Origin of the sequence: Streptomyces sp. NPDC059874 (genome assembly GCF_042731135.1) — a bacterium.
GTDB lineage: Bacteria > Actinomycetota > Actinomycetes > Streptomycetales > Streptomycetaceae > Streptomyces.
This window is the reverse complement of the sequence record NZ_JBHWJY010000019.1, coordinates 26063-49973: the sequence shown is the minus strand read 5'-3', so window position 1 is coordinate 49973 and position 23911 is coordinate 26063. Positions and strand designations below refer to the sequence as shown.

The 23911-nt window shown below is 71.4% G+C and carries 22 protein-coding genes; 12 read left to right on the top strand and 10 right to left on the bottom strand.

Translation table 11 applies throughout. The features are described 5' to 3' along the window. Nucleotides 1-381 precede the first annotated feature (381 nt). The 5 genes from ACFV9H_RS13825 (at nucleotide 382) to ACFV9H_RS13805 (ending at nucleotide 5172) form a co-directional block, all read left to right on the top strand. Nucleotides 382-1173: a TraR/DksA family transcriptional regulator gene (locus ACFV9H_RS13825; RefSeq protein WP_385397326.1), complete on the top strand. Its 792-nt coding sequence runs from the start codon at nucleotides 382-384 to the stop codon at nucleotides 1171-1173. Nucleotides 1174-1318: 145 nt separating this feature from the next. Then, complete coding sequence (gene lspA, locus ACFV9H_RS13820; RefSeq protein WP_385397324.1) at nucleotides 1319-1879, top strand: signal peptidase II; 561 nt, start codon at nucleotides 1319-1321, stop codon at nucleotides 1877-1879. A gap of 17 nt (nucleotides 1880-1896) precedes the next feature. After that, nucleotides 1897-2838 (top strand): RluA family pseudouridine synthase, encoded by a 942-nt coding sequence (locus ACFV9H_RS13815; protein ID WP_385397322.1) that lies wholly within the window; start codon nucleotides 1897-1899, stop codon nucleotides 2836-2838. 44 nt (nucleotides 2839-2882) lie between these two features. Further along, nucleotides 2883-3305 (top strand): GNAT family N-acetyltransferase, encoded by a 423-nt coding sequence (locus ACFV9H_RS13810; protein ID WP_385397428.1) that lies wholly within the window; start codon nucleotides 2883-2885, stop codon nucleotides 3303-3305. 274 nt (nucleotides 3306-3579) lie between these two features. After that, nucleotides 3580-5172: a Na+/H+ antiporter gene (locus ACFV9H_RS13805; RefSeq protein WP_385397320.1), complete on the top strand. Its 1593-nt coding sequence runs from the start codon at nucleotides 3580-3582 to the stop codon at nucleotides 5170-5172. A gap of 2 nt (nucleotides 5173-5174) precedes the next feature. Here ACFV9H_RS13805 and ACFV9H_RS13800 read toward each other — a convergent pair whose 3' ends face one another. Next, nucleotides 5175-5666 carry an SRPBCC family protein gene (locus ACFV9H_RS13800; protein WP_385397318.1) on the bottom strand — a complete coding sequence of 164 codons (492 nt, stop codon included), beginning with the start codon at nucleotides 5664-5666 and terminating at the stop codon, nucleotides 5175-5177. Nucleotides 5667-5730: 64 nt separating this feature from the next. Between ACFV9H_RS13800 and ACFV9H_RS13795 the strand changes: the two genes are divergently transcribed. Beyond that, on the top strand, nucleotides 5731-6318 hold the full coding sequence (locus ACFV9H_RS13795) for a TetR/AcrR family transcriptional regulator (protein WP_385397316.1): 588 nt from the start codon (nucleotides 5731-5733) through the stop codon (nucleotides 6316-6318). A gap of 44 nt (nucleotides 6319-6362) precedes the next feature. Here ACFV9H_RS13795 and ACFV9H_RS13790 read toward each other — a convergent pair whose 3' ends face one another. Next, entirely contained in the window at nucleotides 6363-7409 is a 1047-nt protein-coding gene (locus ACFV9H_RS13790; protein ID WP_385397426.1) for a mechanosensitive ion channel domain-containing protein, read from the bottom strand. A gap of 64 nt (nucleotides 7410-7473) precedes the next feature. Here ACFV9H_RS13790 and ACFV9H_RS13785 point away from each other — a divergent pair, with 64 nt between their 5' ends. Then, a complete protein-coding gene (locus tag ACFV9H_RS13785; RefSeq protein WP_365175409.1) occupies nucleotides 7474-8043 on the top strand; it encodes a dienelactone hydrolase family protein in 570 nt (189 codons plus the stop codon). Between the two features lie 87 nt (nucleotides 8044-8130). On the opposite strand, the gene ACFV9H_RS13780 is transcribed toward ACFV9H_RS13785, so the two are convergent. The 5 genes from ACFV9H_RS13780 to ACFV9H_RS13760 all read right to left on the bottom strand — a co-directional run bounded on the left by ACFV9H_RS13780 (nucleotide 8131) and on the right by ACFV9H_RS13760 (nucleotide 14070). Continuing rightward, nucleotides 8131-9078, bottom strand: a complete 948-nt coding sequence (locus ACFV9H_RS13780) for a zinc metalloprotease (protein ID WP_385397424.1) — start codon at nucleotides 9076-9078, stop codon at nucleotides 8131-8133. 260 nt (nucleotides 9079-9338) lie between these two features. After that, nucleotides 9339-11000, bottom strand: coding sequence for an alkaline phosphatase D family protein (locus tag ACFV9H_RS13775; RefSeq protein WP_385397314.1), 1662 nt, complete (start codon nucleotides 10998-11000; stop codon nucleotides 9339-9341). A 128-nt stretch (nucleotides 11001-11128) separates the two neighbouring features. Then, nucleotides 11129-11923, bottom strand: a complete 795-nt coding sequence (locus ACFV9H_RS13770; protein WP_385397312.1) for a DsbA family protein — start codon at nucleotides 11921-11923, stop codon at nucleotides 11129-11131. Nucleotides 11924-12002: 79 nt separating this feature from the next. After that, a complete protein-coding gene (locus ACFV9H_RS13765) occupies nucleotides 12003-12695 on the bottom strand; it encodes a hypothetical protein (RefSeq protein WP_385397310.1) in 693 nt (230 codons plus the stop codon). 49 nt (nucleotides 12696-12744) lie between these two features. Then, the gene (locus ACFV9H_RS13760) at nucleotides 12745-14070 is read right to left on the bottom strand and encodes a DUF2252 domain-containing protein (protein WP_385397308.1); all 1326 of its coding nucleotides are present in this window, start codon (nucleotides 14068-14070) and stop codon (nucleotides 12745-12747) included. Nucleotides 14071-14237: 167 nt separating this feature from the next. Here ACFV9H_RS13760 and dnaE point away from each other — a divergent pair, with 167 nt between their 5' ends. Further along, complete coding sequence (dnaE, locus tag ACFV9H_RS13755) at nucleotides 14238-17780, top strand: DNA polymerase III subunit alpha (RefSeq protein WP_385397306.1); 3543 nt, start codon at nucleotides 14238-14240, stop codon at nucleotides 17778-17780. Between the two features lie 82 nt (nucleotides 17781-17862). Here dnaE and ACFV9H_RS13750 read toward each other — a convergent pair whose 3' ends face one another. Then, nucleotides 17863-18027, bottom strand: a complete 165-nt coding sequence (locus ACFV9H_RS13750) for a hypothetical protein (protein WP_385397304.1) — start codon at nucleotides 18025-18027, stop codon at nucleotides 17863-17865. 207 nt (nucleotides 18028-18234) lie between these two features. Between ACFV9H_RS13750 and ACFV9H_RS13745 the strand changes: the two genes are divergently transcribed. From ACFV9H_RS13745 to ACFV9H_RS13730, 4 genes are all read left to right on the top strand, one after another. Next, complete coding sequence (locus ACFV9H_RS13745) at nucleotides 18235-19545, top strand: NYN domain-containing protein (RefSeq protein WP_385397302.1); 1311 nt, start codon at nucleotides 18235-18237, stop codon at nucleotides 19543-19545. Nucleotides 19546-19573: 28 nt separating this feature from the next. Further along, nucleotides 19574-20611, top strand: coding sequence for an ABC transporter ATP-binding protein (locus ACFV9H_RS13740; RefSeq protein WP_385397301.1), 1038 nt, complete (start codon nucleotides 19574-19576; stop codon nucleotides 20609-20611). 83 nt (nucleotides 20612-20694) lie between these two features. Next, nucleotides 20695-21510 carry an ABC transporter permease gene (locus tag ACFV9H_RS13735; RefSeq protein WP_385397422.1) on the top strand — a complete coding sequence of 272 codons (816 nt, stop codon included), beginning with the start codon at nucleotides 20695-20697 and terminating at the stop codon, nucleotides 21508-21510. Nucleotides 21511-21544: 34 nt separating this feature from the next. Continuing rightward, nucleotides 21545-22195 (top strand): hypothetical protein, encoded by a 651-nt coding sequence (locus ACFV9H_RS13730; protein ID WP_385397299.1) that lies wholly within the window; start codon nucleotides 21545-21547, stop codon nucleotides 22193-22195. Between the two features lie 471 nt (nucleotides 22196-22666). On the opposite strand, the gene ybaK is transcribed toward ACFV9H_RS13730, so the two are convergent. Then, nucleotides 22667-23161, bottom strand: a complete 495-nt coding sequence (ybaK, locus tag ACFV9H_RS13725) for a Cys-tRNA(Pro) deacylase (RefSeq protein WP_385397297.1) — start codon at nucleotides 23159-23161, stop codon at nucleotides 22667-22669. Next, a complete protein-coding gene (locus ACFV9H_RS13720) occupies nucleotides 23161-23898 on the bottom strand; it encodes an LON peptidase substrate-binding domain-containing protein (protein ID WP_385397295.1) in 738 nt (245 codons plus the stop codon). The genes ybaK and ACFV9H_RS13720 overlap by 1 nt, the downstream gene beginning before the upstream one ends. Between the last annotated feature and the right edge of the window lie 13 nt (nucleotides 23899-23911).

Below are 23911 nucleotides of genomic sequence, written 5' to 3'. Positions count from 1 at the left end.
CGGGCTCTCACCGTCCCCGGGTCGCTCCTGGCTGCGTCCGACGCTACTCGTCCCCATCCATGCCTCTCGCTGGGCCCAGTGTACGGGGCCGGGCGGCGGTCGGCAGACCGGTTTACGGGGGGACGCGCGGGGGCTCGTACGGGCTCTCGCACGGGCGCTCGTACGCGGCCGCCGGAGGTCCGGCGGATGACCCGAACGGGCTGACGCGCCGGTAGGGATCCAGGTGGGGCGGGTGGGGCGGATTACCGGGCCCCCTGCTGGGCACAACGGATGCAGGTTGGCCTCGAAGGAAGCGTGCCCCGTTGCCGCGGGACTGGAGTCGATTTATCGTTCCGGCACGATTCGCGAGCAATGATCACAGTATGTGAAGGGGCCGCGGCCATGGTGGCGAAAAAGACCGCCGGGAGTACTGCCAGGACGGCTGCCGCCGGGGAGGTGCCGACCAAAAAGGCCGCGACGAAGAAGGCCGCGGCCGTGAAGGCGCCTGCCGGGAAGGCCGCGGTCACGAGGGCGAGCGCCGACGGGTCGACGTCCGTCGATGCGACGGACGTCAAAGCGGTCGCGGCCGGCAAGGTGCCGGCCGCGAAGAAGACGACGGCCGTCAAGACGCGGAAGGCTCCGGCCAAGAAGGCCGGAGCCGAGGGGGCGGCGCAGGCCGCGAAGAAGACGGGAGTCCGGAAAGTGGTTGCCAAGAAGAGCACCGGCACGGCCAGGAAGACGGCCGCGGCCGCCACGAGCGGACTGCCCAAGGCGCGGGCCACGGCGGTCACGGAACCCGGCGAGCTCGCCGTACGGCCCGGGGAGGACCCCTGGACCCCGGAGGAGGTCGCCGAGGCCCGCAGCGAGCTGATGAGCGAGGTGCTGAGGCTGCGGGCGGAGCTCGACGCCTCGGAGGTCGCCATCTCCGGCCTCATGCGGGACTCGGGCGACGGCGCGGGCGACGACCAGGCCGACACGGGCACCAAGAACATCACCCGGGAATCCGAACTGGCCCTCGCGGCGAACGCCACCTCGATGCTGGAGCAGACCGAGCGGGCCCTTGAGCGCATGGACGCGGGCACGTACGGGCTGTGCGAGAACTGCGGGAAGCCCATCGGCAAGGCGCGGATGCAGGCCTTCCCGCGGGCGACGCTGTGCGTGGACTGCAAGCAGAAGCAGGAGCGGAGGCACTAGGGCTGCTCGGGCGGCGGCGGCGGGCGGCGGCGGTCGGCCGGCGGTCGGCGGAAAGAGGAGGGCGGCGGGCGGGTGGCCCGGCGTCACCCTGACGTACCCTCGTGTCTGGTCAGAAACCTGGTTCGAGCTAGTTCGAGGGACTCACGTGGCAGAGGCGGAGAGCATCATCGGTACGCCGGAGGTCGGGGACGATGCCCAGCCGGAGTCCGCGCAGCCCAAGGGGCGCCGGCGGATCACGGCGCTGCTCGTGGTGGCGGTGCTCGCGTACCTGCTGGACCTCGGCAGCAAGATGGTGGTCGTGGCGAAGCTGGAGCACCAGCCGCCGATCGAGGTCATCGGCGACCTGCTGAGGTTCGAGGCGGTCCGCAACGCGGGAGCGGCCTTCGGCTTCGGCGAGGCCTTCACGATCATCTTCACCTGCATCGCGGCCACCGTGATCGTCGTGATCGTGCGGCTGGCGCGCAAGCTCTACAGCCTGCCGTGGGCGATCGCGCTGGGCCTGCTGCTGGGTGGTGCGCTGGGCAATCTGACCGACCGGATCTTCCGTTCGCCGGGTGTCTTCCGGGGAGCCGTCGTCGACTTCATCGCCCCGGCTCACTTCGCCGTTTTCAACCTCGCCGACTCGGCGATCGTGTGCGGCGGCATCCTCATCGTGCTGCTGTCCTTCAGGGGCCTGGACCCGGACGGCACGGTCCACAAGGACTGACAAGGCATACTCGACGGGTGAGTACCAATCCCGAGATCCGCACCCTGCCCGTTCCCGATGGCCTCGAAGGCGAGCGCGTCGACGCCGCCATTGCCCGTATGTTCGGATTTTCCCGGACGAAGGCGGCCGAACTCGCGGCCGCGGGGAAGGTAGCGGTCGACGGCAGTGTCGTCGGGAAGTCCGAGCGCGTGCACGGTGGCGCCTGGCTCGAAGTCGAGATGCCCGCGCCGCCGCGGCCGGTCGAGGTCGTCGCCGAGCCCGTCCCGGGCATGGAGATCGTCCATGACGACGACGACATCGTCGTCATCATGAAGCCGGTGGGCGTCGCCGCCCACCCCAGCCCCGGCTGGACCGGTACCACCGTCATCGGCGGCCTCGCCGCGGCCGGCTACCGGATCTCGACCTCCGGCGCGTCCGAGCGCCAGGGCATCGTGCACCGCCTCGACGTCGGCACGTCCGGCCTGATGGCCGTCGCCAAGTCGGAGCGGGCGTACACCTCGCTGAAGAACCAGTTCCGCGAGCGGGTCGTGGACAAGCGCTACCACGCGCTGGTGCAGGGCCACCCGGACCCGATGAGCGGCACGATCGACGCGCCGATCGGGCGGCACCCGAGCGCGGACTACAAGTGGGCCGTGACCCAGGACGGCAAGGCCTCGGTCACCCACTACGACCTGATCGAGGCGTTCCGCGCGGCCTCGCTGCTCGACATCAAGCTGGAGACCGGGCGCACGCACCAGATCCGCGTGCACATGTCCGCGCACCGGCACCCCTGCGTCGGCGACCTCACGTACGGCGCGGACCCGACGGTGGCGAAGCGGCTGGGGCTGACCCGGCAGTGGCTGCACGCGGTGCGGCTCGGCTTCGAGCACCCGTCGGACGGGCAGTGGGTGGAGTTCGAGAGCACGTACCCGGCGGACCTGCAGCACGCGCTGGACGTGATCCGGGCGGAGAGCGAGTGACCGCCGTCGGCGTGGAGGTCCGGGTCGCGACCTCCGAGGCCGACATGGCGGCGTGCTTCGAGGTACGGACCGAGGTGTTCGTGGTCGAGCAGTCCGTACCCGAGTCGATCGAGTACGACGCGTACGACGCGGGCGCGGTGCACGTGCTGGCCGTGGGCGCGGACGGGGTGCCGCTGGGGACCGGCCGGTTGCTGCACGGCGCTGCCGCGCTGGGCAAGACGGGGTCGCCGGACGTCGGCTCGCTGGGGCGGTTGGCCGTACGGAAGTCCGCGCGCGGGCTGGGCGTGGGCGTCGCCCTGGTCCGCGCGATCGAGGCGGAGGCCGTGCGGCTCGGCCTCGCGGCCGTGGATCTGGGTGCGCAGACGCATGCGCTCGGCTTCTACGAGCGGCTCGGGTACGTGGCGTACGGGCCGGAGTTCCAGGACGCGGGCATCCCGCACCGGGCGATGCGGCGGGCTCTGCCGTAGCCGTGCGGGTGCGGCGCCGCTGCGGGCGCGATGCCGCTGCGCGGCACCCTCGGCTCCGCCCAGACCCGCGCCTCAAACGCCGGCGGGGCTGGAATTCCCCTCCGGGCAATCCCGGCCCGGACGGGGTCCGGGGCGGAGCCCCGGGGAACGGTGGAAGGGTGGGGCGGGGAGAGGCCCCGCGCAGCGGCACCCACCGGCCGCCCCCCAAGCCCCGCGGCTGGACGCATCGGCGGGGCTCAGGTGCCCGCAGCGAGCGTTGCGGCAGGGTGGGGGCGTGGATCAGCTTGCTCTGCTGTTCGTGCTGCTGCTCGGGGCCGTCGTCAGCGTGCCGTTCGGTGATCGGCTCGGGCTGCCCGCGCCCGTCCTGATGACCCTCGGCGGAGCCGCCCTCGCGTTGGTGCCGGCCGTGCCGAACGTCGACATCCCGCCCGAGTACATCCTGCCGCTCGTGCTGCCGCCCCTGCTGTACGCCTCCGTGCAGCGCACCTCCTGGCGGCAGTTCGCCGCCAACGTGCGGCCGATCTTCCTGCTGGCCGTGGCCCTGGTGTTCGTGACCACCGCCGCCGTGGGCTTCGTCGCGCACGCCATCGTGCCCGGGCTGCCGATCGCCGCCGCCATCGCGCTCGGCGCGCTCGTCGCCCCGCCCGACCCCGTCGCCGCCACCGCCGTGGCCGGATCGCTCGGGCTGCCCCGCCGGATGGTGTCGATCCTGGAGGGCGAGGGGCTCTTCAACGACGTGACCGCCATCGTGCTGTACCACGTGGCCGTCGCCGCCGCCGTCAGCGGGAGTTTCTCCTGGTCCGACGCGCTCGGGGAGTTCGTGTTGTCCGCGGTGGTGGCCGTGGCCGTGGGGCTGGCGCTGGGGTGGGTCACCAACCGGCTCATGGGGCGGCTCGGCGACGCCACGCTGCAGATCGGCCTGACGCTGCTGGTGCCGTTCGTCGCGTACGTGGTGGCCGAGGAACTCCACGGTTCGGGGGTGCTGGCCGTGCTGACGGCGGCCCTGTTCCTCGCCGAGTACGCGACCGACGCCGACGACGTGCTGGGGCGGCTGGCCGGGCACACCTTCTGGGAAGTCGTCGACATGCTGGTCACCGGGGTGGCGTTCGGGCTGATCGGGCTGGAGCTGCACAACGTCTTCGTCGCGGCGACGGGCCGGCCGTGGGAGATGGCCGGGTGGGCGGCGGCCGTCGTCGCGGTGGTGGTCGGTGTGCGGCTGGTGTGGCTCCTGCCGGCCGGCTGGCTCGCCAAGCGGCTGCACTCGCGGCGCGACCTCGACGAGGAGATCCCGATGAGCTGGCGGGAGAGCGTGGTGATGTGGTGGGCCGGGATGCGCGGGGTGGCCTCGGTGGCCCTGGCCCTCGCGATTCCCTTCAAGACGGATACCGGCGACCCCTTTCCCGCCCGGGACGAGATCGTCTTCATCGCGTTCGCGGTGATCATGACGACCCTGGTCTGCCAGGGGCTCACCCTGCCGTGGCTGGTGCGGCGGCTGGGGGTGGAGGCCGACGCGGACGCGGAGCGCGCGACCCAGCGGCAGCTGGCGATCCGCGCCGCCAAGGCCGCGAAGCGGCGGCTGAAGGAGATCCAGGAGGTCGAGGAGCTTCCGGAGGACCTGGTCGAGCAGCTGCACCGGCGCGCGTACGACGTGGGGGCCAGGATCAGCCCCGACATGGTCGACGAGGAGCGGCGGGAGGCGTACGCGCAGCGGGTGGAGCGCATCCGGGACATCCAGCGGATCCAGCGCGAGATGATGTCGGCCGCCCGCCACGAGGTGCTCTCCGCACGCAGCGAACCCGGCGCCGATCCGGAGATCGTCGACCGGGTGCTGCGGCATCTCGACGTACGGAGCCTGCGGAGTCCCTAGGGTCAGCGCCGCCGCAGCAGGGCACGGAGGAGGCGGACGTACGGGGTCCAGCGGGCGCGGCGGGTGAGGGTGCCGGTGCAGGCGAGCTCCCCGCGGTCCAGGCTGTCCTCGATCAGGGCGTCGTGCAGCGGGCGGTAGACGAGCGGCCAGGTCAGGCGGGCCGGGCCGGTGGTGCGCATCGCGAGGGTGTGGCGCAGGACGGTGCGGTCCTCGTCGACCGGCAGTACGGCGAACTCGTGGAAGCCGTGGAAGCCGCGCGGCCCGGTGAAGGTGAAGCGGACCCAGGTGTCGGGCACGTACGAGGTGACCGTGTAGCGGATCGGGCCGTGGCCGCCGGCCGAGCCGACGGTCAGGCCGCGGTCGAACCTCGCCTCGGGCCAGGCCGCGCCCGGCCAGAGCCGGTCCGCCGGGCCGGCCGAGATCGTGTTGAGGAGGGCCCCCACCTCGCTCGCCTTCGCGGCCAGCAGGCGTTCGTGCACGTTGTAGACGGCCATGCCTCTTCCCTCTCGTAAGTATTGGAGATGGCTCTCTAATAAATTGGAGGGTACTCTCTGATTCATGGCCAGACCACCCCGCTTCGACAGCGACCAGATCCTCGACGCCGCCGTCCGGCTCGCCGCGGCCGCCGGACCGGGCGGCGTGACCATGTCGGCGGTCGCCCAGGCGATCGGCGCGCCCAGCGGATCCGTGTACCACCGCTTCTCCGGACGGCCGGACCTGCTCGCCGAGGTGTGGCTGCGGACCGTCGAGCGGTTCCAGGAGGGCTACTTCGAGGCACTCCGGAGCGATCCCGATCCGCGCCGGGCCGCCCGCGCGGCCGCCCGGCACGTGGTCTCGTGGAGCCGCGCCCACCCGCACGAGGCCTCGCTCCTCCTCTACGGGGCCGAGGAGTTCGGCCAGTCCGCATGGTCCGAGGAGCACCGGGACCGGGCGGACGTGGGCAACCGTCGCGTCTTCGCCTCCCTGCGCGAGCTCGCCGCGGCCCTCGGTGCGGCCGGGCCGCTGGAGCGCGATCGGGTCACCCTGGCGCTGGTCGACCTGCCGCTGACCGTGGTCCGCCGGCACCTGCGCGCCGGCGACATGATGCCGCCGTACGCCGAGGAACTGGCGGAGGAATGCGCGGCCGCGCTGCTCGAAGTCGGCTAGCGCCCATACCTGGTGGCTGAGCGCCACTGCTGGGGCTCCGCCCGTCAGGGGCCCGGCGGCCTCTGGACGGCTTCCGTGGCCGCCACGCGGGGGAGGGCGGACGGGTGGTGGGTGGCCAGCCAGGAGATCAGGCGTTCGCGGATCGTGCAGCGCAGCGTCCAGACGTCGTCGGCGTCCTTCGCGGTGGCCGTCGCGCGGACCTGGATGCCGTACGGGGAGGTGTCCGTCACCACCAGGGCCCAGGCGCGGCCGTCCCACTCCGGGACCTCGGAGAGGAGCTGCCCCAGGTGGTCCCGCAGCAGCGGCACCGGCGCGCTGTGGTCCAGGTGGAGGAGGACCGTCCCGGTCATCTCCGCGCCGCCGCGGGACCAGTTCTCGTACGGCTTGCTCGTGAAGTACGAGACCGGCATCGTGATGCGGCGTTCGTCCCAGGTGCGGACGGTGAGGAAGGTCAGGGTGATCTCCTCGACCTTGCCCCACTCCTTGTCGACCACGACCGTGTCACCGATGCGGACGGTGTCGCCGAAGGCGATCTGGAGGCCGGCGAAGAGGTTGCCCAGCGAGGCCTGGGCCGCGATGCCCGCCACGATGCCGAGGACGCCCGCCGAGGCCAGCATCGAGGTGCCGACCGCACGCATCGGCGGGAAGGTCAGCAGCATGGACGCGAGGGCGACCACGATCACCACCGCGCTGACCACCCGGTGGATCAGCGTGACCTGGGTGCGGACCCGGCGGACCCGGGCCTCGTCCTCGGTCACCGCGGCGTAGCGCGCGTACACCGAGTCGACGGCGGCCGTCGCGATGCGGACCGCGAGCCAGGCCACCGACGCGATCAGGATCAGAGTGAGGGCGCGGCCCACGGCGAAGGCGTGGTCGGGCAGGATTCCGGCCTGCCGGTACGAGCCTCTGAGCAACGAGGTGCACAGCACCACCTGGAAGGGGAGGCGGCAGTGACGCAGCAGACCCCAGAGCGGGGTTTCGGGGTGCCGGGTGTCGGCCCGGCGCAGCAGCAGGTCCGCCGCCCAGCCCGCGATCAGGGTGATCGCCAGAGAGCCGCCGAGGACCGTGACGGGACGCAGGACGTTCTCGATCTCCATGGGGAAGAACGTAGCGGGACGGGACGGGAAGGGGACCGGGCCCTGGCACGATGGAGGCATGAACATCATGCTTTTCCACTCGACGTACGGGCTCCGGCCCGCGGTGCACGCGGCGGCCGACCGGCTGCGTGCGGCCGGGCACCAGGTCCAGGTGCCGGACCTCTTCGAGGGGCGCACTTTCGAGACCGTCGAGGAGGGCATGGCCCACCGGGACGAGATCGGCCGTGACGAGTTGCTCAAGCGCGCGGTGCTGGCCTCCGCCCCCCACTCCGACCAGGGGCTGGTCTACGCGGGCTTCTCCTTCGGCGGTTCCGTCGCCCAGCACTTGGCGATGGCCGACGAGAAGGCGCGCGGGCTGCTGCTCCTGCACGGGACGGCGGACCTGGAGGAGGACGCCTCGGTGGACGAGCTGCCCGTGCAGCTGCACATCGCGGACCCGGACCCCTTCGAGCCGCACGACTGGCTGACCGCCTGGTACCTGCGGATGCAGCGGGCCGGGGCCGACGTGGAGGTCCACAGCTACCCGGGCGCCGGGCACCTGTTCACCGACCCGGAGTTGGACGACTACGACGCCGAGGCCGCCGAGCAGACCTGGAAGGTCGCCCTGGCGTTCCTGGATTCCCTGTAGGGGTCCGGAGAAAACGGTGCGGGGCACGGTCCGGATCGCTCCGGTCCGTGCCCCGCTGCCGTTCACACGGCTTTACGCGGCTGGGGTTCAGCCCGCCCGGTAGGCGGTCCAGCTGCTGCTCATGCGGGCCACCTGGCCGGCGGTGAACTGGTACATGCAGGCGTCGTACGTGTAGTCCATGAAGTTGTGGATCGGGTCCACGCCGGGCTTGCTGGCGCAGGTGTCACGGCCGGTCGGGCACTGGTACGCGGCGCTCTTCTCGGCCGGGGTGTCGGAGACGTAGTCGCCGTTGCCGTTACAACCGCCCTGGAAGGTGTGGTACAGACCCATCCAGTGGCCGACCTCGTGGGTCGCGGTGTCACCCTCGTTGTAGTTGGCCGCGGAGCCGCCCGGCAGGGAGGTGTCGAGCACGACCACGCCGTCCATCTTGGGGGCGGAGGCGTAAGAGGTCGGGAAGGTCGCCCAGCCGAGCAGGCCGCCGCCGAGGTTGGCGGTGTAGAAGTTCAGCGCGCCGGGGCCGCCCTGGCGCAGGGTGTTCTTCATGTCCTTCTCGGCCTGGGAGCCGGAGGTCAGGTTGTACCAGGAGGCGTTGTCCGTGTAGTCGGTGCCCGCCAGGGTGAACTGGAAGTTCGTGTTGACGTTGCCGGTGCCCTGGCCGCCGTAGGCGGCGTTGAGGACCGCCAGCTGGTTGTTGATCTGGGTGGACGTCAGCTTTCCGGTGGTGCCGGAGTGCACCACGTGGAAGTACACCGGGACGCTCACGACGGCCTCGGCGGCGGCCAGGCCGCGCTGCGGCTGGTTCTTGAGGGCCTTGTCGAGCTTCGCCTTGAGGTCGGCGTCCATGGCCTTGGCCTGCTCGTCCGTGACCTCGTTGGGCTCGGCCGCGTGCTGCTCCTTGGGCCGGGCGACGCGGGCGTTGGCGGCGGCCCCGGTGTCCTCGGCGCACACCTCGGCGGGGGTCTTGGCGGCGGCCAGCGTGGTGGGGGCGGCGAGCGGGGTGAACGCCAAGGTTCCGGCCAGCACCGCCGTGCCCATCAGGCGGCGGCGAAGAAGGGGGGATATGCGGGCGACAGCGCGCACGTGTGCTCCTCGCGTGGGGGGTTTGGCGTGAAGGATCTCTTCACGTTGGCGGGAAGCTTATGTGTTTATGACATGTAGGGGTCAAGACTCTTACGTAAAAGATTTGTTGCTTCTGATGACAGAGGGGCGCCTGGTCTGCACCAGACGCCCCTCTGCGGCGTAAAATTGACGGTCAGTCAGTTATTTTGTCCGGAAAGTCTGTGGTGTCGGCCGGGTCAGCGGACCGGCTGCCACACCCGCTCCACCTTCTGGGTCCCGTTCGGGGTCCGGTACGAACGCGCCCATTCGGACGTCGCGTCCTGTCGCCGCTTGTCCGAAACCACGTAGTAGTCCATCTGCGAGCGCTCGGCCGTCACGTCCAGCACGCCGTAGCCGTGGGAGTCCATGTCCAGCCACTTCACGTGCCAGTTGGCGGCCTTGACGGCCGACTCCGCGACCAGGGAGGCGGTGTCCGCCGGCACGTGCAGGATGTCGTCGATGTTGTCGGAGGTCACCGAGGTGACGACGAACTCGGTCGCGGCCGTGCCCGAACCGGGGTACGTGGCCATGTTCACCGGGACCTCGTTCGCCCACGCCATGTGGATGTCGCCGGTCAGGAACACCGTGTTCTTGATGTTCCGGTCCCTCAGGTGGGCGAGCAGTTCCTTGCGGTCGTCCGTGTAGCCGTCCCACTGGTCCACGTTGACCGCTATGCCGCCCTCGGGCAGGCCCAGCAGCTTCGCGAGGGGCCCGAGCAGGTGCGCGGGCAGCGAGGCGAAGGCCACCGGCGAGATCATCACCGAGGTGCCGACCAGCTTCCACGTCGCGTTCGAGCCCGCGAGACCCGACTTGAGCCAGTCCAGCTGGGCGCGCCCGGTGAGGGTGCGCTCCGGGTCGTCCACCGATCCGCTGCCGACCTTGACCTGCTGTGACCGGAACGAGCGGAGGTCGAGCAGGTGCAGGTCGGCGAGGGTGCCGAAGCGCAGTCGCCGGTAGACGGTGCCCGCGATGGAGGCGCGTACCGGCATCCACTCGAAGTAGGCCTGCTTGGCGGCGGCCGCACGGGCCGCCCACTCGCCCTCGGCTCCCGGGGTGTGGTTCTCGGCGCCGCCCGCCCAGGCGTCGTTGGCGAACTCGTGGTCGTCCCAGATGGCGACGATCGGGTGCGCGTGGTGCAGGGCCTGGAGGTCGGCGTCCGTCTTGTAGTTGCCGTGCCGGGTGCGGTAGTCGGCGAGCGTCACGATCTCGTGTTTGGGCTCGTGCGGGCGCACGACGTACTTCCCCTCCGGGTAGCCCCCGGACTGGTACTCGTAGATGTAGTCGCCCAGGTGCAGGATCGCGTCCAGGTCGCTGCGGGCGGCCAGGTGGCGGTACGCGGAGAAGTAGCCGGACTCCCAGTTGGCGCAGGAGACCACGCCGAAGCGGACCCCGGACGTGGTGACGTCGTGGCCCGGCGTGGTCCGGGTGCGCCCGACCGGGGAGACCCCGGCGCCGGCGGTGAACCGGTACCAGTACGGGGTTTGCGGCTGCAGCCCGCGCACGTCCACCTTGACCGTGTGGTCGGTGGCGGCGCTCGTGGAGACGGTGCCACTGGCGACGATCCGGGAGAAGGCCTTGTCCCCGGCCACCTCCCAGCTCACCGTGGTGGCCGGGCCCAGCCCGGAGCCGGGCACGGCCTCGGGGGTCGGGGTGACGCGGGTCCACAGCAGGACCCCGTCGGGCAGCGGGTCACCGGAGGCGACGCCGTGCAGGAAGGCGGGCGCGCTCCCGGCGGCGTGGGCGGCGGACGCGCCCAGCGAGGTCAGCGGGGCCAGCGCGGCCGTGGCCGCGGCGGCGAGGACGACCGTACGGCGGCGGGGAGTTGCCGCGGCGGTGGAAGAGGAGAGATGACTGGTCACGGATGATCATATTACTGGCGGGTATGGCCCCGGGAACAGATGCGGAAACGCAACGGGCGGGCGAACTCTGGGAGTTCGCCCGCCCGTTGGCCCGGCCTGTCCGGAAATGGGCTCCGCAATGGCCAGGGTCAGCCCTGTAGGGCCTTGTCGATCGCCGCCGTGAACTGCTCCGGGGTCCCCGGGGTCTCGATCTTCTTGCCGTCCATCTTCAGGGTCGGCGTACCCGTCACCCCGGACTTGTTGAAGGCCTTCGACATCTCCAGCGCCCACCGGTCGTACGTGCCGTCCTCGACGGCCTTCTTGAACTCGGCGTTGTCCTTGAGCGCCGGGACCGTGTCCGCGACCTTCAGCAGGTAGTCGTCCTTGGCGAAGCTGTCGACGGTCTCCTCGGGGTGCAGGTCCTTGGAGTACAGGGCCGCCTTGTAGTCGAGGAAGGCCTCCGGGCTGACGTTCAGCGCCGCGCCCAGCGCGCTCAGCGCGTTCTTCGAGCCCTCGCCCTTGGCGGCGTTGTCGATGAAGGTGGCACCGAAGTACTGGAGCTTGTACTTGCCGGCGTCGACGTCCTTCTTGACCTGCTCGCCGACCGCCTGCTCGAAGCCGGCGCAGGCCGGGCAGCGGGAGTCCTCGTAGAGCTCAAGGGTCTTCTTCGCGTCGGCCTTGCCGACGACGACCGTGGTGCCGTTCTCGCCCTCGGTGTTCTTCGGCTTGACCAGCGCGGCCTTGGCGGCCTTGTCCCAGTAGGTGGGCTCGTTCGCCTTCATGACCAGGTAGCCGATGCCTCCGGCCAGGCCGAGGAGGGCTAGGACGCCACCGGCCACGATCACCTGGCGGCGCGCCTTGTCCTTCTTGGCCTGCTTCTCGCGCTCGATGCGCAGCCGCTCGCGGGCCGCCGCCTTGTTCGCCTGGCTGTTGCGTGCACTCATCGTGATCTCCGTGGGGTGTGACTTGGGAAGGGGTGGACTGTCCCCCGGCTACCGCTGGGAGGTGCCCCCGGTACGTGCGTCAGGCGCGCGCGAACGCGCCGAGCACGGGAGGTCCCCGCCGTCCCACGGAGTGCGCGGGGAACCGCGTACGGGCCCCCGCGCGCGGCAGCGCCGGACGCGCCACCCGCGGCGTCGGCCGCCCGGTGGCGGTCGCCGGGCCGGCCGCGGCCAGCAGCAGCGGCCGGAACGCGAAGGCGGCCACCGCCCGAAGCATCCGGCCCAGTGCCCGCTCCCCGTGGCGCAGCCACGCGGCGGCCACCAGCCCGATCGAGACGTGGGCGCCGAGCAGCAGCCAGGGAGCCCAGGGGCCGGGGGAGGCGAGCAGCGCGGCCGGATCGGACGCGGGCCCGGTCATCTCGGCCAGCGGCCCGCCGACCGGGGTGCCGCCGCACAGCTCGTCCAGGCCCAGGGCGCGCAGCGGGCCCGCGACCGGGCCGCCCGCGGGGCCGTAACAGACGTGCTGCCCGGCGGTGAAGACGGTGTCGGCGGCCAGCTCCAGCGGCACGAGCAGCCCGGCGATGGGGCCGAAGCCACGCTCGCGGCCCGCCAGCGCGTAGGCGATCGCGAACACGGCGGCGAAGGCCCCGCCGACCATGACGGGCGGCAGCGGAACCCGGGACATCAGGACGTGCGAGCCGGCCGAGAGCAGCACGACGAGCGCGCTGAACAGCGCGGCCCGCAGCCCTCGAAGTCTCACCCCTGATATGTCCATCGCCGCGAGTTTGCCACGTGACCCTGTGAAAAGAGGCTCCTGGTCCCGACTACGGCGTGATGCGGCCGTTGCGGAAGAGGTCCACGAAGATCTGGTGGTCGGCGCGGGCCCGGGCCCCGTAGGCGTGCGCGAAGTCCACGAGCAGCTCCGCGAAGCCCGCCTCGTCGGCCGCGATCGCCGCGTCGATGGCCCGCTCGGTGGAGAAGGGGACCAGCGTCTGGCCGCTCTCGTCCGCGTCCGCCGCCCCGTGCATGGTCGCCGTCGCCCGTCCCAGGTCCGCGACGACCGCGGCGATCTCCTCCGGGTCGTCCAGGTCCGACCAGTCCAGGTCCACCGCGTACGGGGAGACCTCCGCCACCAGCTGACCGGAGCCGTCCAGCTCGGTCCAGCCGAGCCACGGGTCGGCGTGGGCCTGGAGGGCGCGCTGGGAGATCACCGTGCGGTGGCCCTCGTGGTGGAAGTACTCCCGCACCGCCCGGTCGGTGATGTGCCGGGAGACAGCCGGGGTCTGCGCCTGCTTGAGGTAGATCACGACGTCGTTCTCCAGGGCGTCGCTGTGGCCCTCCAGCAGGATGTTGTAGGAGGGCAGGCCCGCGGAGCCTATGCCGACGCCCCGGCGGCCCACGACGTCCTTGACCCGGTAGGAGTCGGGCCGTACGAGGGACTCGTCGGGGAGGGTCTCCAGGTAGCCGTCGAAGGCGGCCAGCACCTTGTAGCGGGTGGCCGCGTCCAGCTCGATGGTGCCGGCGCCGGGCGCGAAGCGGCGCTCGAAGTCACGGATCTCCGTCATCGAGTCCAGGAGCGAGAAACGGGTGCGGGAGCGGGCCGCGCGCAGGGCGCCCAGCAGCGGGCCCTCGGCGGTCTCCAGGGTGAAGGAGGGGATCTCGTCGTTCTTGGCGCCGGTGGCCAGGGCGTGGATCCGCTCGCGGTAGGCGCCCGCGTAGACCCGTACCAGCTCGCTGATCTGGTCGTCGCTGAGCGCCTTCGTGTAGCCGATCAGGGCGACGGAGGCGGCGAAGCGCTTCAGGTCCCAGGTGAACGGGCCGACGTACGCCTCGTCGAAGTCGTTGACGTTGAAGATCAGCCGGCCGTTGGAGTCCATGTACGTGCCGAAGTTCTCCGCGTGGAGATCCCCGTGGATCCACACCCGGCCGGTCCGCTCGTCCAGGTACGGGCCGCCGTGCCGCTCGCGCTCCAGGTCCGCGTAGAAGAGGCAGGCCGTGCCCCGGTAGAAGGCGAAGGCCGAGGCCGCCATCTTCCGGAACTTGACCTGGAAGGCGGCGGGGTCGGCGGCGAGCAGCTCACCGAACGCGGTGTCGAACACGTCGAGTATCTGCTCGGCGCGGTGCTCGTCGGTCGTCTCGGGAACCGCCATGGCGGATGCCTCCTGGTGGTGCGGGGCCGATCTGGGATGGATCGCTTTTCGGACAGTCGTCCATGGTTCTGCAACGCATGACCGTACCCGTCGGTGCCCCGTTTCTGTCACCCGGGAGACGTAGGATTCGTAGCTGCCGCCCCTCTCTCCCCTCGGAGGCCCCCACCGTGACCAAGACGCCGTTCACGCACCTGCACGTCCACACCCAGTACTCGCTGCTGGACGGTGCCGCGCGGCTGAAGGACATGTTCAACGCGTGCAACGAGATGGGCATGACGCACATCGCCATGTCCGACCACGGCAACCTGCACGGGGCCTACGACTTCTTCCACACCGCCCAGAAGTCCGGCATCACGCCGATCATCGGCATCGAGGCGTACGTCGCCCCCGAGTCCCGGCGCAACAAGCGGCGCATCCAGTGGGGCCAGCCCCACCAGAAGCGCGACGACGTCTCCGGTTCCGGTGGTTACACCCACAAGACGATCTGGGCGGCGAACGCCACCGGCCTGCACAACCTCTTCCGGCTGTCCTCCGACGCGTACGCCGAGGGCTGGCTCACCAAGTGGCCGCGCATGGACAAGGAGACCATCTCCAAGTGGTCGGAGGGCCTGATCGCCTCCACCGGGTGCCCCTCCGGCGAGCTCCAGACCCGACTGCGCCTGGGCCAGTTCGACGAGGCCCTGAAGTCGGCCTCCGAGTACCAGGACATCTTCGGCAAGGACCGCTACTTCCTGGAACTGATGGACCACGGCATCGAGATCGAGCGCCGGGTCCGCGACGGGCTGCTGGAGATCGGCAAGAAGCTCGGCATCCCGCCGCTGGTGACGAACGACTCGCACTACACCTACGCGAGCGAGGCCGGCGCCCACGACGCCCTGCTCTGCATCCAGACCGGCAAGAACCTCTCGGACCCGGACCGCTTCCGCTTCGACGGCTCCGGCTACTACCTGAAGTCCACGGACGAGATGTACGCCATCGACTCCTCGGACGCCTGGCAGGAGGGCTGTGCCAACACGAAGCTGGTCGCGGACCAGATCGACACCGAGGGCATGTTCAAGTTCCGGAACCTGATGCCGAAGTTCGACATCCCGGACGGCTACACCGAGGTCACCTGGTTCCGCGAGGAAACCATGCGCGGCATGCACCGCCGCTACCCCGGGGGCATCCCGGACGACCGGATGAAGCAGGCCGAGTACGAGATGGACACGATCATCTCGATGGGCTTCCCCGGCTACTTCCTCGTGGTCGCCGACTTCATCATGTGGGCCAAGAACCAGGGCATCGCCGTAGGCCCCGGCCGAGGCTCCGCGGCCGGCTCGATCGTCGCGTACGCCATGGGCATCACCGACCTCGACCCGCTCACCCACGGCCTGATCTTCGAGCGCTTCCTCAACCCCGAGCGCGTCTCCATGCCCGACGTCGACATCGACTTCGACGAGCGTCGGCGCGTCGAGGTGATCAGGTACGTGACCGAGAAGTACGGCGCCGACAAGGTCGCCATGATCGGTACGTACGGCACCATCAAGGCCAAGAACGCGATCAAGGACTCCGCGCGCGTCCTGGGCTACCCGTACGCCATGGGCGACCGGCTCACCAAGGCCATGCCCGCCGACGTCCTCGGCAAGGGCATCCCGCTCTCCGGCATCCTCGACCCCTCGCACCCCCGCTACGGCGAGGCCGGCGAGATCCGCGGGATGTACGAGAACGAACCGGACGTGAAGAAGGTCATCGACACCGCCCGCGGCGTCGAGGGCCTGGTCCGCCAGATGGGCGTGCACGCCGCCGGCGTGATCATGTCCAGCGAGACGATCACCGACCACGTGCCCGTCTGGGTGCGGCACACCGACGGCGTCACCATCACCCAGTGGGACTACCCGAGCTGCGAGTCGCTCGGCCTGCTGAAGATGGACTTCCTCGGCCTGCGCAACCTCACGATCATGGACGACGCCGTCAAGATGGTGAAGGCCAACAAGGGGATCGACATCGATCTCCTGGCCCTCCCGCTCGACGACCCCAAGACCTTCGAACTGCTCGGCCGCGGTGACACCCTCGGCGTCTTCCAGTTCGACGGCGGGCCCATGCGCTCCCTGCTGCGCCTGATGAAGCCCGACAACTTCGAGGACATCTCCGCCGTCTCGGCCCTGTACCGGCCGGGCCCGATGGGCATGAACTCGCACACGAACTACGCCCTGCGCAAGAACAAGCAGCAGGAGATCACCCCGATCCACCCGGACCTGGAGAAGCCCCTCGAAGAGGTGCTCGCGGTCACCTACGGCCTGATCGTCTACCAGGAGCAGGTGCAGAAGGCCGCCCAGATCATCGCCGGGTACTCGCTCGGCGAGGCCGACATCCTGCGCCGCGTGATGGGCAAGAAGAAGCCCGAGGAGCTGGCGAAGAACTTCACCATCTTCCAGGAGGGCGCCCGGAAGAACGGCTACAGCGACAAGGCCATCCAGGCCCTGTGGGACGTCCTGGTCCCCTTCGCCGGCTACGCGTTCAACAAGGCCCACTCGGCCGCGTACGGGCTGGTCTCCTACTGGACCGCCTACCTCAAGGCGAACTTCCCGGCCGAGTACATGGCCGGCCTGCTCACCTCGGTCAAGGACGACAAGGACAAGTCCGCGATCTACCTGAACGAGTGCCGCCGCATGGGCATCAAGGTGCTCCCGCCGAACGTGAACGAGTCGGAGCCGAACTTCGCCGCCCAGGGCGACGACGTGATCCTCTTCGGCCTCACCGCCGTCCGCAACGTCGGCCAGAACGTCGTCGAGTCGATCATCAAGACCAGGAAGGCCAAGGGGAAGTACTCCTCCTTCCCCGACTTCCTGGACAAGGTCGAGGCCGTCGTCTGCAACAAGCGGACCGTCGAATCGCTGATCAAGGCCGGCGCCTACGACGAGATGGGTCACACCCGCAAGGGCCTGGTCGCCCACCACGAATCGATGATCGACAACGTGGTCGCCGTCAAGCGCAAGGAGGCCGAGGGACAGTTCGACCTCTTCGGCGGAATGGGTGACGAGGGCGCGAGCGACGAGCCCGGCTTCGGCCTCGACGTGGAGTTCTCCGACGTCGAGTGGGAGAAGTCCTACCTGCTCGCCCAGGAACGCGAGATGCTCGGCCTCTACGTCTCCGACCACCCGCTCTTCGGCCTGGAGCACGTGCTCTCCGACAAGACGGACGCCGGAATCTCCCAGCTCACCGGCGGCGAGCACTCCGACGGCGCGGTCGTCACCATCGGCGGCATCATCTCCGGCCTCCAGCGCAAGATGACCAAGCAGGGCAACGCCTGGGCCATCGCCACCGTCGAGGACCTGGCCGGCTCCATCGAGTGCATGTTCTTCCCCGCGACCTACCAGCTCGTCTCCACCCAGCTGGTCGAGGACACCGTCGTCTTCGTCAAGGGCCGCCTCGACAAGCGCGAGGACGTCCCCCGCCTCGTCGCCATGGAGATGATGGTCCCCGACCTCTCCTCGGCCGGCACCAACGCACCCGTCGTCCTCACCATCCCGACCGTCAAGGTCACCCCACCGATGGTGACCCGTCTGGGGGAGATCCTCCGCCACCACAAGGGCAACACCGAGGTACGGATCAAGCTCCAGGGGCCGCGCACCACCACCGTGCTGCGCCTCGACAAGCACCGCGTCCAGCCCGATCCGGCCCTCTTCGGCGACCTCAAGGTGCTGCTCGGTCCGTCCTGCCTGGCCGGATAGCGCCGTTCGCCACCGTCGACGCACACACGTGAGGGCCTGCCCGGCGATGCCCGGGCAGGCCCTTCCGTCACAATCCGGCGCGTCAGTTGTGGCCGAACTTCTTCTGCTTGCTCTTGTGCGCCAGATCCATCGGACTCGGCGACGGATTCATCGACTCGGTCGACGAATCCGTCGAGCTCCGCGACGGATCCTGCGACTGGCGGGACTGCTGCTGCTTGGGCTGCTTCTGCTGCTTGTTCTTGGCCATGGGGGAGCCTCCGTGAGGGTCTAGGGGCCAGGACCGCCTTCACACTCACACAGCGCCAGAAAGCGCGCATTTTGGATCATTACTGCGCGTAGCCGGTAGAACCAAAAGATCCGCCACGCCGATGATCGAGTTCCGGCCGTCAACACCCTTGCGGTCGGGCAGACTCGGGGGACCCGCCGAAGAACACTGAGGATCCCCAGGGAAGAGGTGGAACGCGTGGACCGCTGCGTCGTCCTGGTGGACGCCGGCTATCTGCTGGGCGCCGCCGCGAGCCTTCTCGCAGGGGAGCCCTCACGCTCCCGCATCACCGTCGACCACGCCGCCCTCATCCAGGGACTGCGCGAACGGGCCGAAGCCGACACCGAACAGCCCCTGCTGCGCATCTACTGGTTCGACGGCGCACCCGACCGGGTGCCGCAGCCCGAGCACCGGCGGCTGCGCGTCATGCCCCGCGTCACCGTCCGGCTGGGCGCCCTGACCCGGAGCGACGGCCGCTGGGCGCAGAAGGGCGTCGACGCCGCCATGCACGCCGAGCTCACCGAGCTCGCCCGCAACCGGGCCTGCTCCGACGTGGTCCTGGTCACCGGCGACGGAGACCTGCTGCCCGGCCTGATGTCCGCGAAGGAACACGGGGTCGCCGTCCACCTGTGGGCCGTACAGGCCGCCGACGGGGACTACAACCAGTCCGAGGACCTCGTCGCCGAGGCCGACGAACGCCGCGTCCTCGACCGCGCCTGGATCACCCGGGCCGTCCGCGCCAAGGACCTCACCGGACTCTGCTCCCCGCCGCCCGCGCCGCGACCCGACATCGCCGCGATCCTCTCCGCCCCGCTGCCCGAGGCCGCCCTCGCCGAAGCAGCCCGCAACGGCTCACCCGCCGGTGACCCCGAAGTCGAAGGGGTTCCCGTACCGGCGCCGGCCACCGGCGGGAGCAAGACCGTACCCACGCCCAAGGACCTCGCCGGCGCACTGCGGGCCCCCGGCCAGCAGGCCGGACCGCCGGCCACGGCCGGGCACCCCGGCGCAGGCCCGGCCGGCAGCGCCCTGCGCTGGTCCTCCGACAAGGGCTGGATCGACCGGGCCGGACCGCTCGGCGAGCCCGCCGAGACCGCCTCGCTGCCCACCCTCGCCCAGCTCACCAGCGCCGAACAGCGCTGGGCGGACCGCGAGGAGGACATCACCACCGTCGGCGGCGACCCCTTCGAGGTGGGACAGGTGTTCGCCCGGCGCTGGATGGAACGGCTCCCGGAACCCGTGCACCTGCAGAAGCTCGCCACGATGTACCCGCGCATCCCGCACCGGATCGACGGCGAGCTGCTGCGCTACGCCGCCCGGTTCGGCCTGCTCGCGCACAAGGACGACCAGATCGACGAGCACGACCGCTACGCCATCCGGGCCGGCTTCTGGCGGGAGATCGACGTCCGCGCGGCCGCCGAACACGTGGCCGCCGTACCCTCGGCGGGCCCCCCGGGCGTCTCCCTGGGACCGGCGGGCGCGGCGACCCCGGCGGCCGAGTAGAGGCAGAAGCCGCGTAGGCTGCTCCCTCGTGAGTACGGGCACGGCACAAGAGCAGAGCAGTACGGCGGCAGCCGCGGGAGGGCCCCCCGGCGTCGTTTGCGCGGTGCGTGACCTGGTCAAGACGTATCCCGCGGTCCGCGGCCGGCGCGGGGCCCCCGCCCTGCCCGAGACGCGCGCCAACGACGGCATCTCCCTGGACGTACGGCGCGGCGAGATCTTCGGCCTGCTCGGCCCCAACGGCGCCGGCAAATCCACCCTGGTCCGCCAGCTCACCGGCCTGATGCGCCCCGACTCGGGCACCGTCACCCTGCTGGGCCACGACCTCGTACGCCACCCCGAGCGGGCGGCCCGACTGCTCGCCTACCTGGGCCAGGAATCCACCGCCCTCGACGAGCTCACGGTGGCCCTGGCCGCCGAGACCACCGGGCGGCTGCGCGGACTCCCCGCACGGGCGGCACGGGCCGCGCGGGACGAGGTACTGGAGGAACTCGGGCTGACCGAGATCGCCGGCCGGCCCCTGAAGAAACTTTCCGGCGGGCAGCGCCGCCTCGCCTGCTTCGCCGCCGCACTGGTGGGGGAGCGGCCGGTGCTCGTCCTCGACGAACCCACCACCGGCATGGACCCCGTGGCCCGCCGGGCCGTTTGGACGGCCGTCGACCGGCGGCGCGCGCAGCACGGCGCGACGGTCCTGCTGGTCACCCACAACGTCATCGAGGCCGAGACCGTCCTCGACCGGGTCGCCGTCATCGACCAGGGCAAGGTCATCGCCTGCGACTCCCCGGCCGGACTGAAGGCCACCGTCTCGGGCGAGGTCCGCCTGGAACTCGTGTGGCGCGACGCCGCTCCGCTGGGCGTTCCCGAGGTCGCGGCGTTGCGGGAACGCGCGGTCGAGTCCGGGCGGCGCTGGGTACTGCGGCTCGGGCCGGACGAAGCCCGGGCGGCGGTCGCCTCGGTGACCGGCGGGCCGGCCTTCGCGGCGCTGGACGACTTCACGCTGGCCACGCCGAGCCTGGAGGACGTGTACCTCGCACTCGGCGGGAAGACGAAGGGGCTGGTGAAGCTGTGAGCGACCGTCAGGCAGGCGCTGTCGCGCCGATCGCGGGCACGCCGCAGGCCACAGCGCCGCAGGCCGCAGCGCCGCACGCCGCCGTGCCGCACGCCGACGCCGGGCAGGACGCTGCGTCGCCGGACGCCGTCCGACAGCATGCAGTCGGCCCGCTGGCCCCCAAGGCCAAACTCCTGCCCGCGCTGGCCGCCGTGTACCGGGCGCAGCTCTCCCGGGCCCGGGTGGCGCGGATCCCGCTGCTCTTCGTGGCCACCTTCCAGTCCGTCGGGATCATGATCCTGATGCGCGGGGTGGTGGACGGCGGCTCGGAGGCCCGGGCCGTCGTGGCCGGCTCCTCCGTGCTCGTCGTCGCCTTCGTCGCGCTGAACCTGCTCGCGCAGTACTTCGGGCAGCTGCGCGCGGGCGGCGGGCTCGACCACTACGCCACCCTGCCGGTGCCGCCCGCGTCGGTGGTGCTGGGCGCGGCCGCCGCGTACGCCTCCTTCACGCTGCCGGGGACGCTGGTGACGGCGGTCTTCGGGTGCGTGCTGTTCGACCTGCCGATGGGCGGGCTGTGGATCCTCGCCGCGGTCGTACCGCTCGCCGGGGCCGCGCTCGCCGGGCTCGGCGCGGCGCTGGGGCTGCTCGCGCCGCGGCAGGAACTGGCCACGCTGGCCGGGCAGCTCGGCATGTCGGCGGCGCTGCTGCTGGGGGTGCTGCCGCCCGAGCGGATGCCGGACGTGATCGTGTGGGCGCGGGCCCTGCTGCCGTCCACGTACGGGGTGGAGGCGTTCGTACGTACCTTCGCGCCCGAGCCGGACTGGGCAGCCGTCGCCTTCGACCTCGGGGTGTGCGGGGCCGTGGGCGTGCTGTCGCTGGCCGTCGCCACCTGGGCGTACCGGCGGGCGGCGGTCCGCTGACGCCTCGGTGGCGCGCACCTGGCACGATGTGGGGGTGACCGAAGCCGTGACCCCTCCGTCTCCATTCGACCCGCCGTCGCTCCCGCCCGAGAAGCCGGGCGCCGCCGCCGAGGGCATCACCCCGGCCGACGTCCGCGACGGGGCCGCCGTCGCCCTCGCGGTCGGGCTGGCCGGTCTGCTCCTCGGCGTGCTGTGGGCGTGGCTGGCGCCGCGTGTGCAGTACGTCTCCAACGGGGAGGCCGTGTTCCTGCGCAACACCGAGGGCGAGGCGCGGATCGGGTCCGACGGGACGTTCTTCCTCCTGGCGGTGGGCCTGGGCGTGCTGAGCGCGGTCGGCACGTTCCTGTGGCGGCGGGCGGGCGGAGTGCCGGTGGTCATCGGGCTCGCGGTGGGGTCCGTCTTCGCCGGGCTGGTGGGGTGGCGGCTGGGGCTGACGCTCGGCCCGTCGTCGAACCTGGCCGAGGCGGCCGCGCGGGCGGGGAAGGGCGTGCCGTTCGACGCGCCGCTGCAGTTGCTGGCGTACGGGGTGCTGCTGGTGTGGCCGATGGCCGCGGTCCTGGTCCACTTGGGCCTCACGGCCCTGTGGACCCCCCGGGACCCGGCCCCGGCCCCCGCCTGGTCCGTCTACCCCCCACCCCACGTCCACGCGGACCCCTCCGCCGCCCCGGAGCCCCCGCGCCCCTGACCCGGCCGTGCCCTGGGGCCCCGCCCCAGCCCCCGGCGCCTCAAACGCCGGCGGGGCTGGATGTGGCTGCCCTCGCCTGCCCGGTGTGCCTCAAAGACCCGGGGCTCCGCCCCGTACCCCGCTCCTCAATCGCCGGAGGGGCTGGGGGTTCCGGTGCCGCCGTGCTTCTGCTGCTCAAAGATCGGGGCTCCGCCCCCGACCCCGCGCCTCAAACGCCGGCGAGGCTGGGTGTGGCTGCTGTCGGCTGCCCGGTGCGCCTCGCCGCCGTTCTTCCGCTGTTCAAAGATCGGGGCTCCGCCCCCGACCCCGCGCCTCAAACGCCGGCCGGGCTGGTGTGCCGAGAGGGCTGGAGTGCCCGCAGGGCAATTTCAGCCTCGCCGGCGATTGAGGCGCGGGGTCTGGGGCAGAGCCCCAGGACGCGGCGCCGCAGGCGGATCGGATACGGGCAAGCCCCAGTGGCGGCGCCGCAGGCTACGGGCGGGCCACCGGGGCCAGGACGGCTTCCGTGAGGGTGGTCAGGTCCGCGGGGGACAGTTCGACCTCCAGGCCGCGGCGGCCCGCCGAGACGCAGATGGTGGCATGCGCGGAGGCCGAGGCGTCCAGAACGGTACGCAGCCGGCGCCGCTGCCCCAGCGGGGAGATGCCGCCGAGGACGTACCCCGTGGTCCGCTCCGCCAGCGCCGGATCGGCCATCGCCGCCCGCTTGCCGCCGACCGCCGCGGCCAGGGCCTTCAGGTCCAGTTGGCCCGAGACCGGGACCACCGCCACCGTCAGTACCCCGTCCACGTCCGCGATCAGCGTCTTGAAGACCCGGTCCGGGGAGACACCCATGGCCTGCGCCGCCTCCTCGCCGTACGAGGGGTGCGCCGGGTCGTGCTCGTACGCGTGCGAGGTGAAAGCGACACCCGCGGCCGAAAGGGCGACGATCGCCGGGGTGCCCGCCGCCTGCTTCTGCTTCTTCGCCATCAGTTCGGGCTCGTCGGCGCGCGGGTCAGGTCGACCGCGGGGAGGGACGGCAGGTGGCGGATGACCGCCGTTTCCGTGCGCAGGAGCTTGAGCTCCTCCGCCAGGCGGGTCGCCGTGTCGGGGGCCTGGAGCAGGCGCTGCTTCGCCGGGATGTCCAGCACCGCCGCCGCTGCCACCAAGTAGGAGACCACCGACGGCTCGTCGGGGAGTTCCGCACCCGTCAGGGACCGCTCCCGCGCTCCCGCCAGCCGCTTCTGGTAGTTGCGGAAGGCCCGCAGCACTCCCTCGGCCAGTGCGCCGGCGCCCTCGCCGGCGTCCTCGGGGAGCTCCTCCAGATCCGCCACCAGGAACGGGCCCGACGCGTCCACCGACAGGAGGCGTACGCGGGTGGTGCCCGTAGCCAGGACCTCGAAGCTGCCGTCCTCCCGCTCCCGGATGGTCGCCGCGTCCGCGACGCAGCCCACCCGGTGGAAGGCCTGGATCGGGTCCGAGCCGAAGCCCGCGGCCGGGCCCCGCTCGGGGACGGCGGTCTGGTCCGGCAGTCCGGGCGCGGTCGGGGCCACCTCCCGGCCGTCACGGATCGCGACGACGGCGAAGCGGCGCGGCTCGTCCGCGCCCCCCTTCAGCAGCTCGCGCATCATGGCGCGATAACGCTCCTCGAAGACGTTCAGCGGGAGGACGAGTCCCGGGAACAGCACCGAGTTGAGCGGGAAGAGTGGCAGGCGAACGGTGGTCACGAGGCACAGGGTA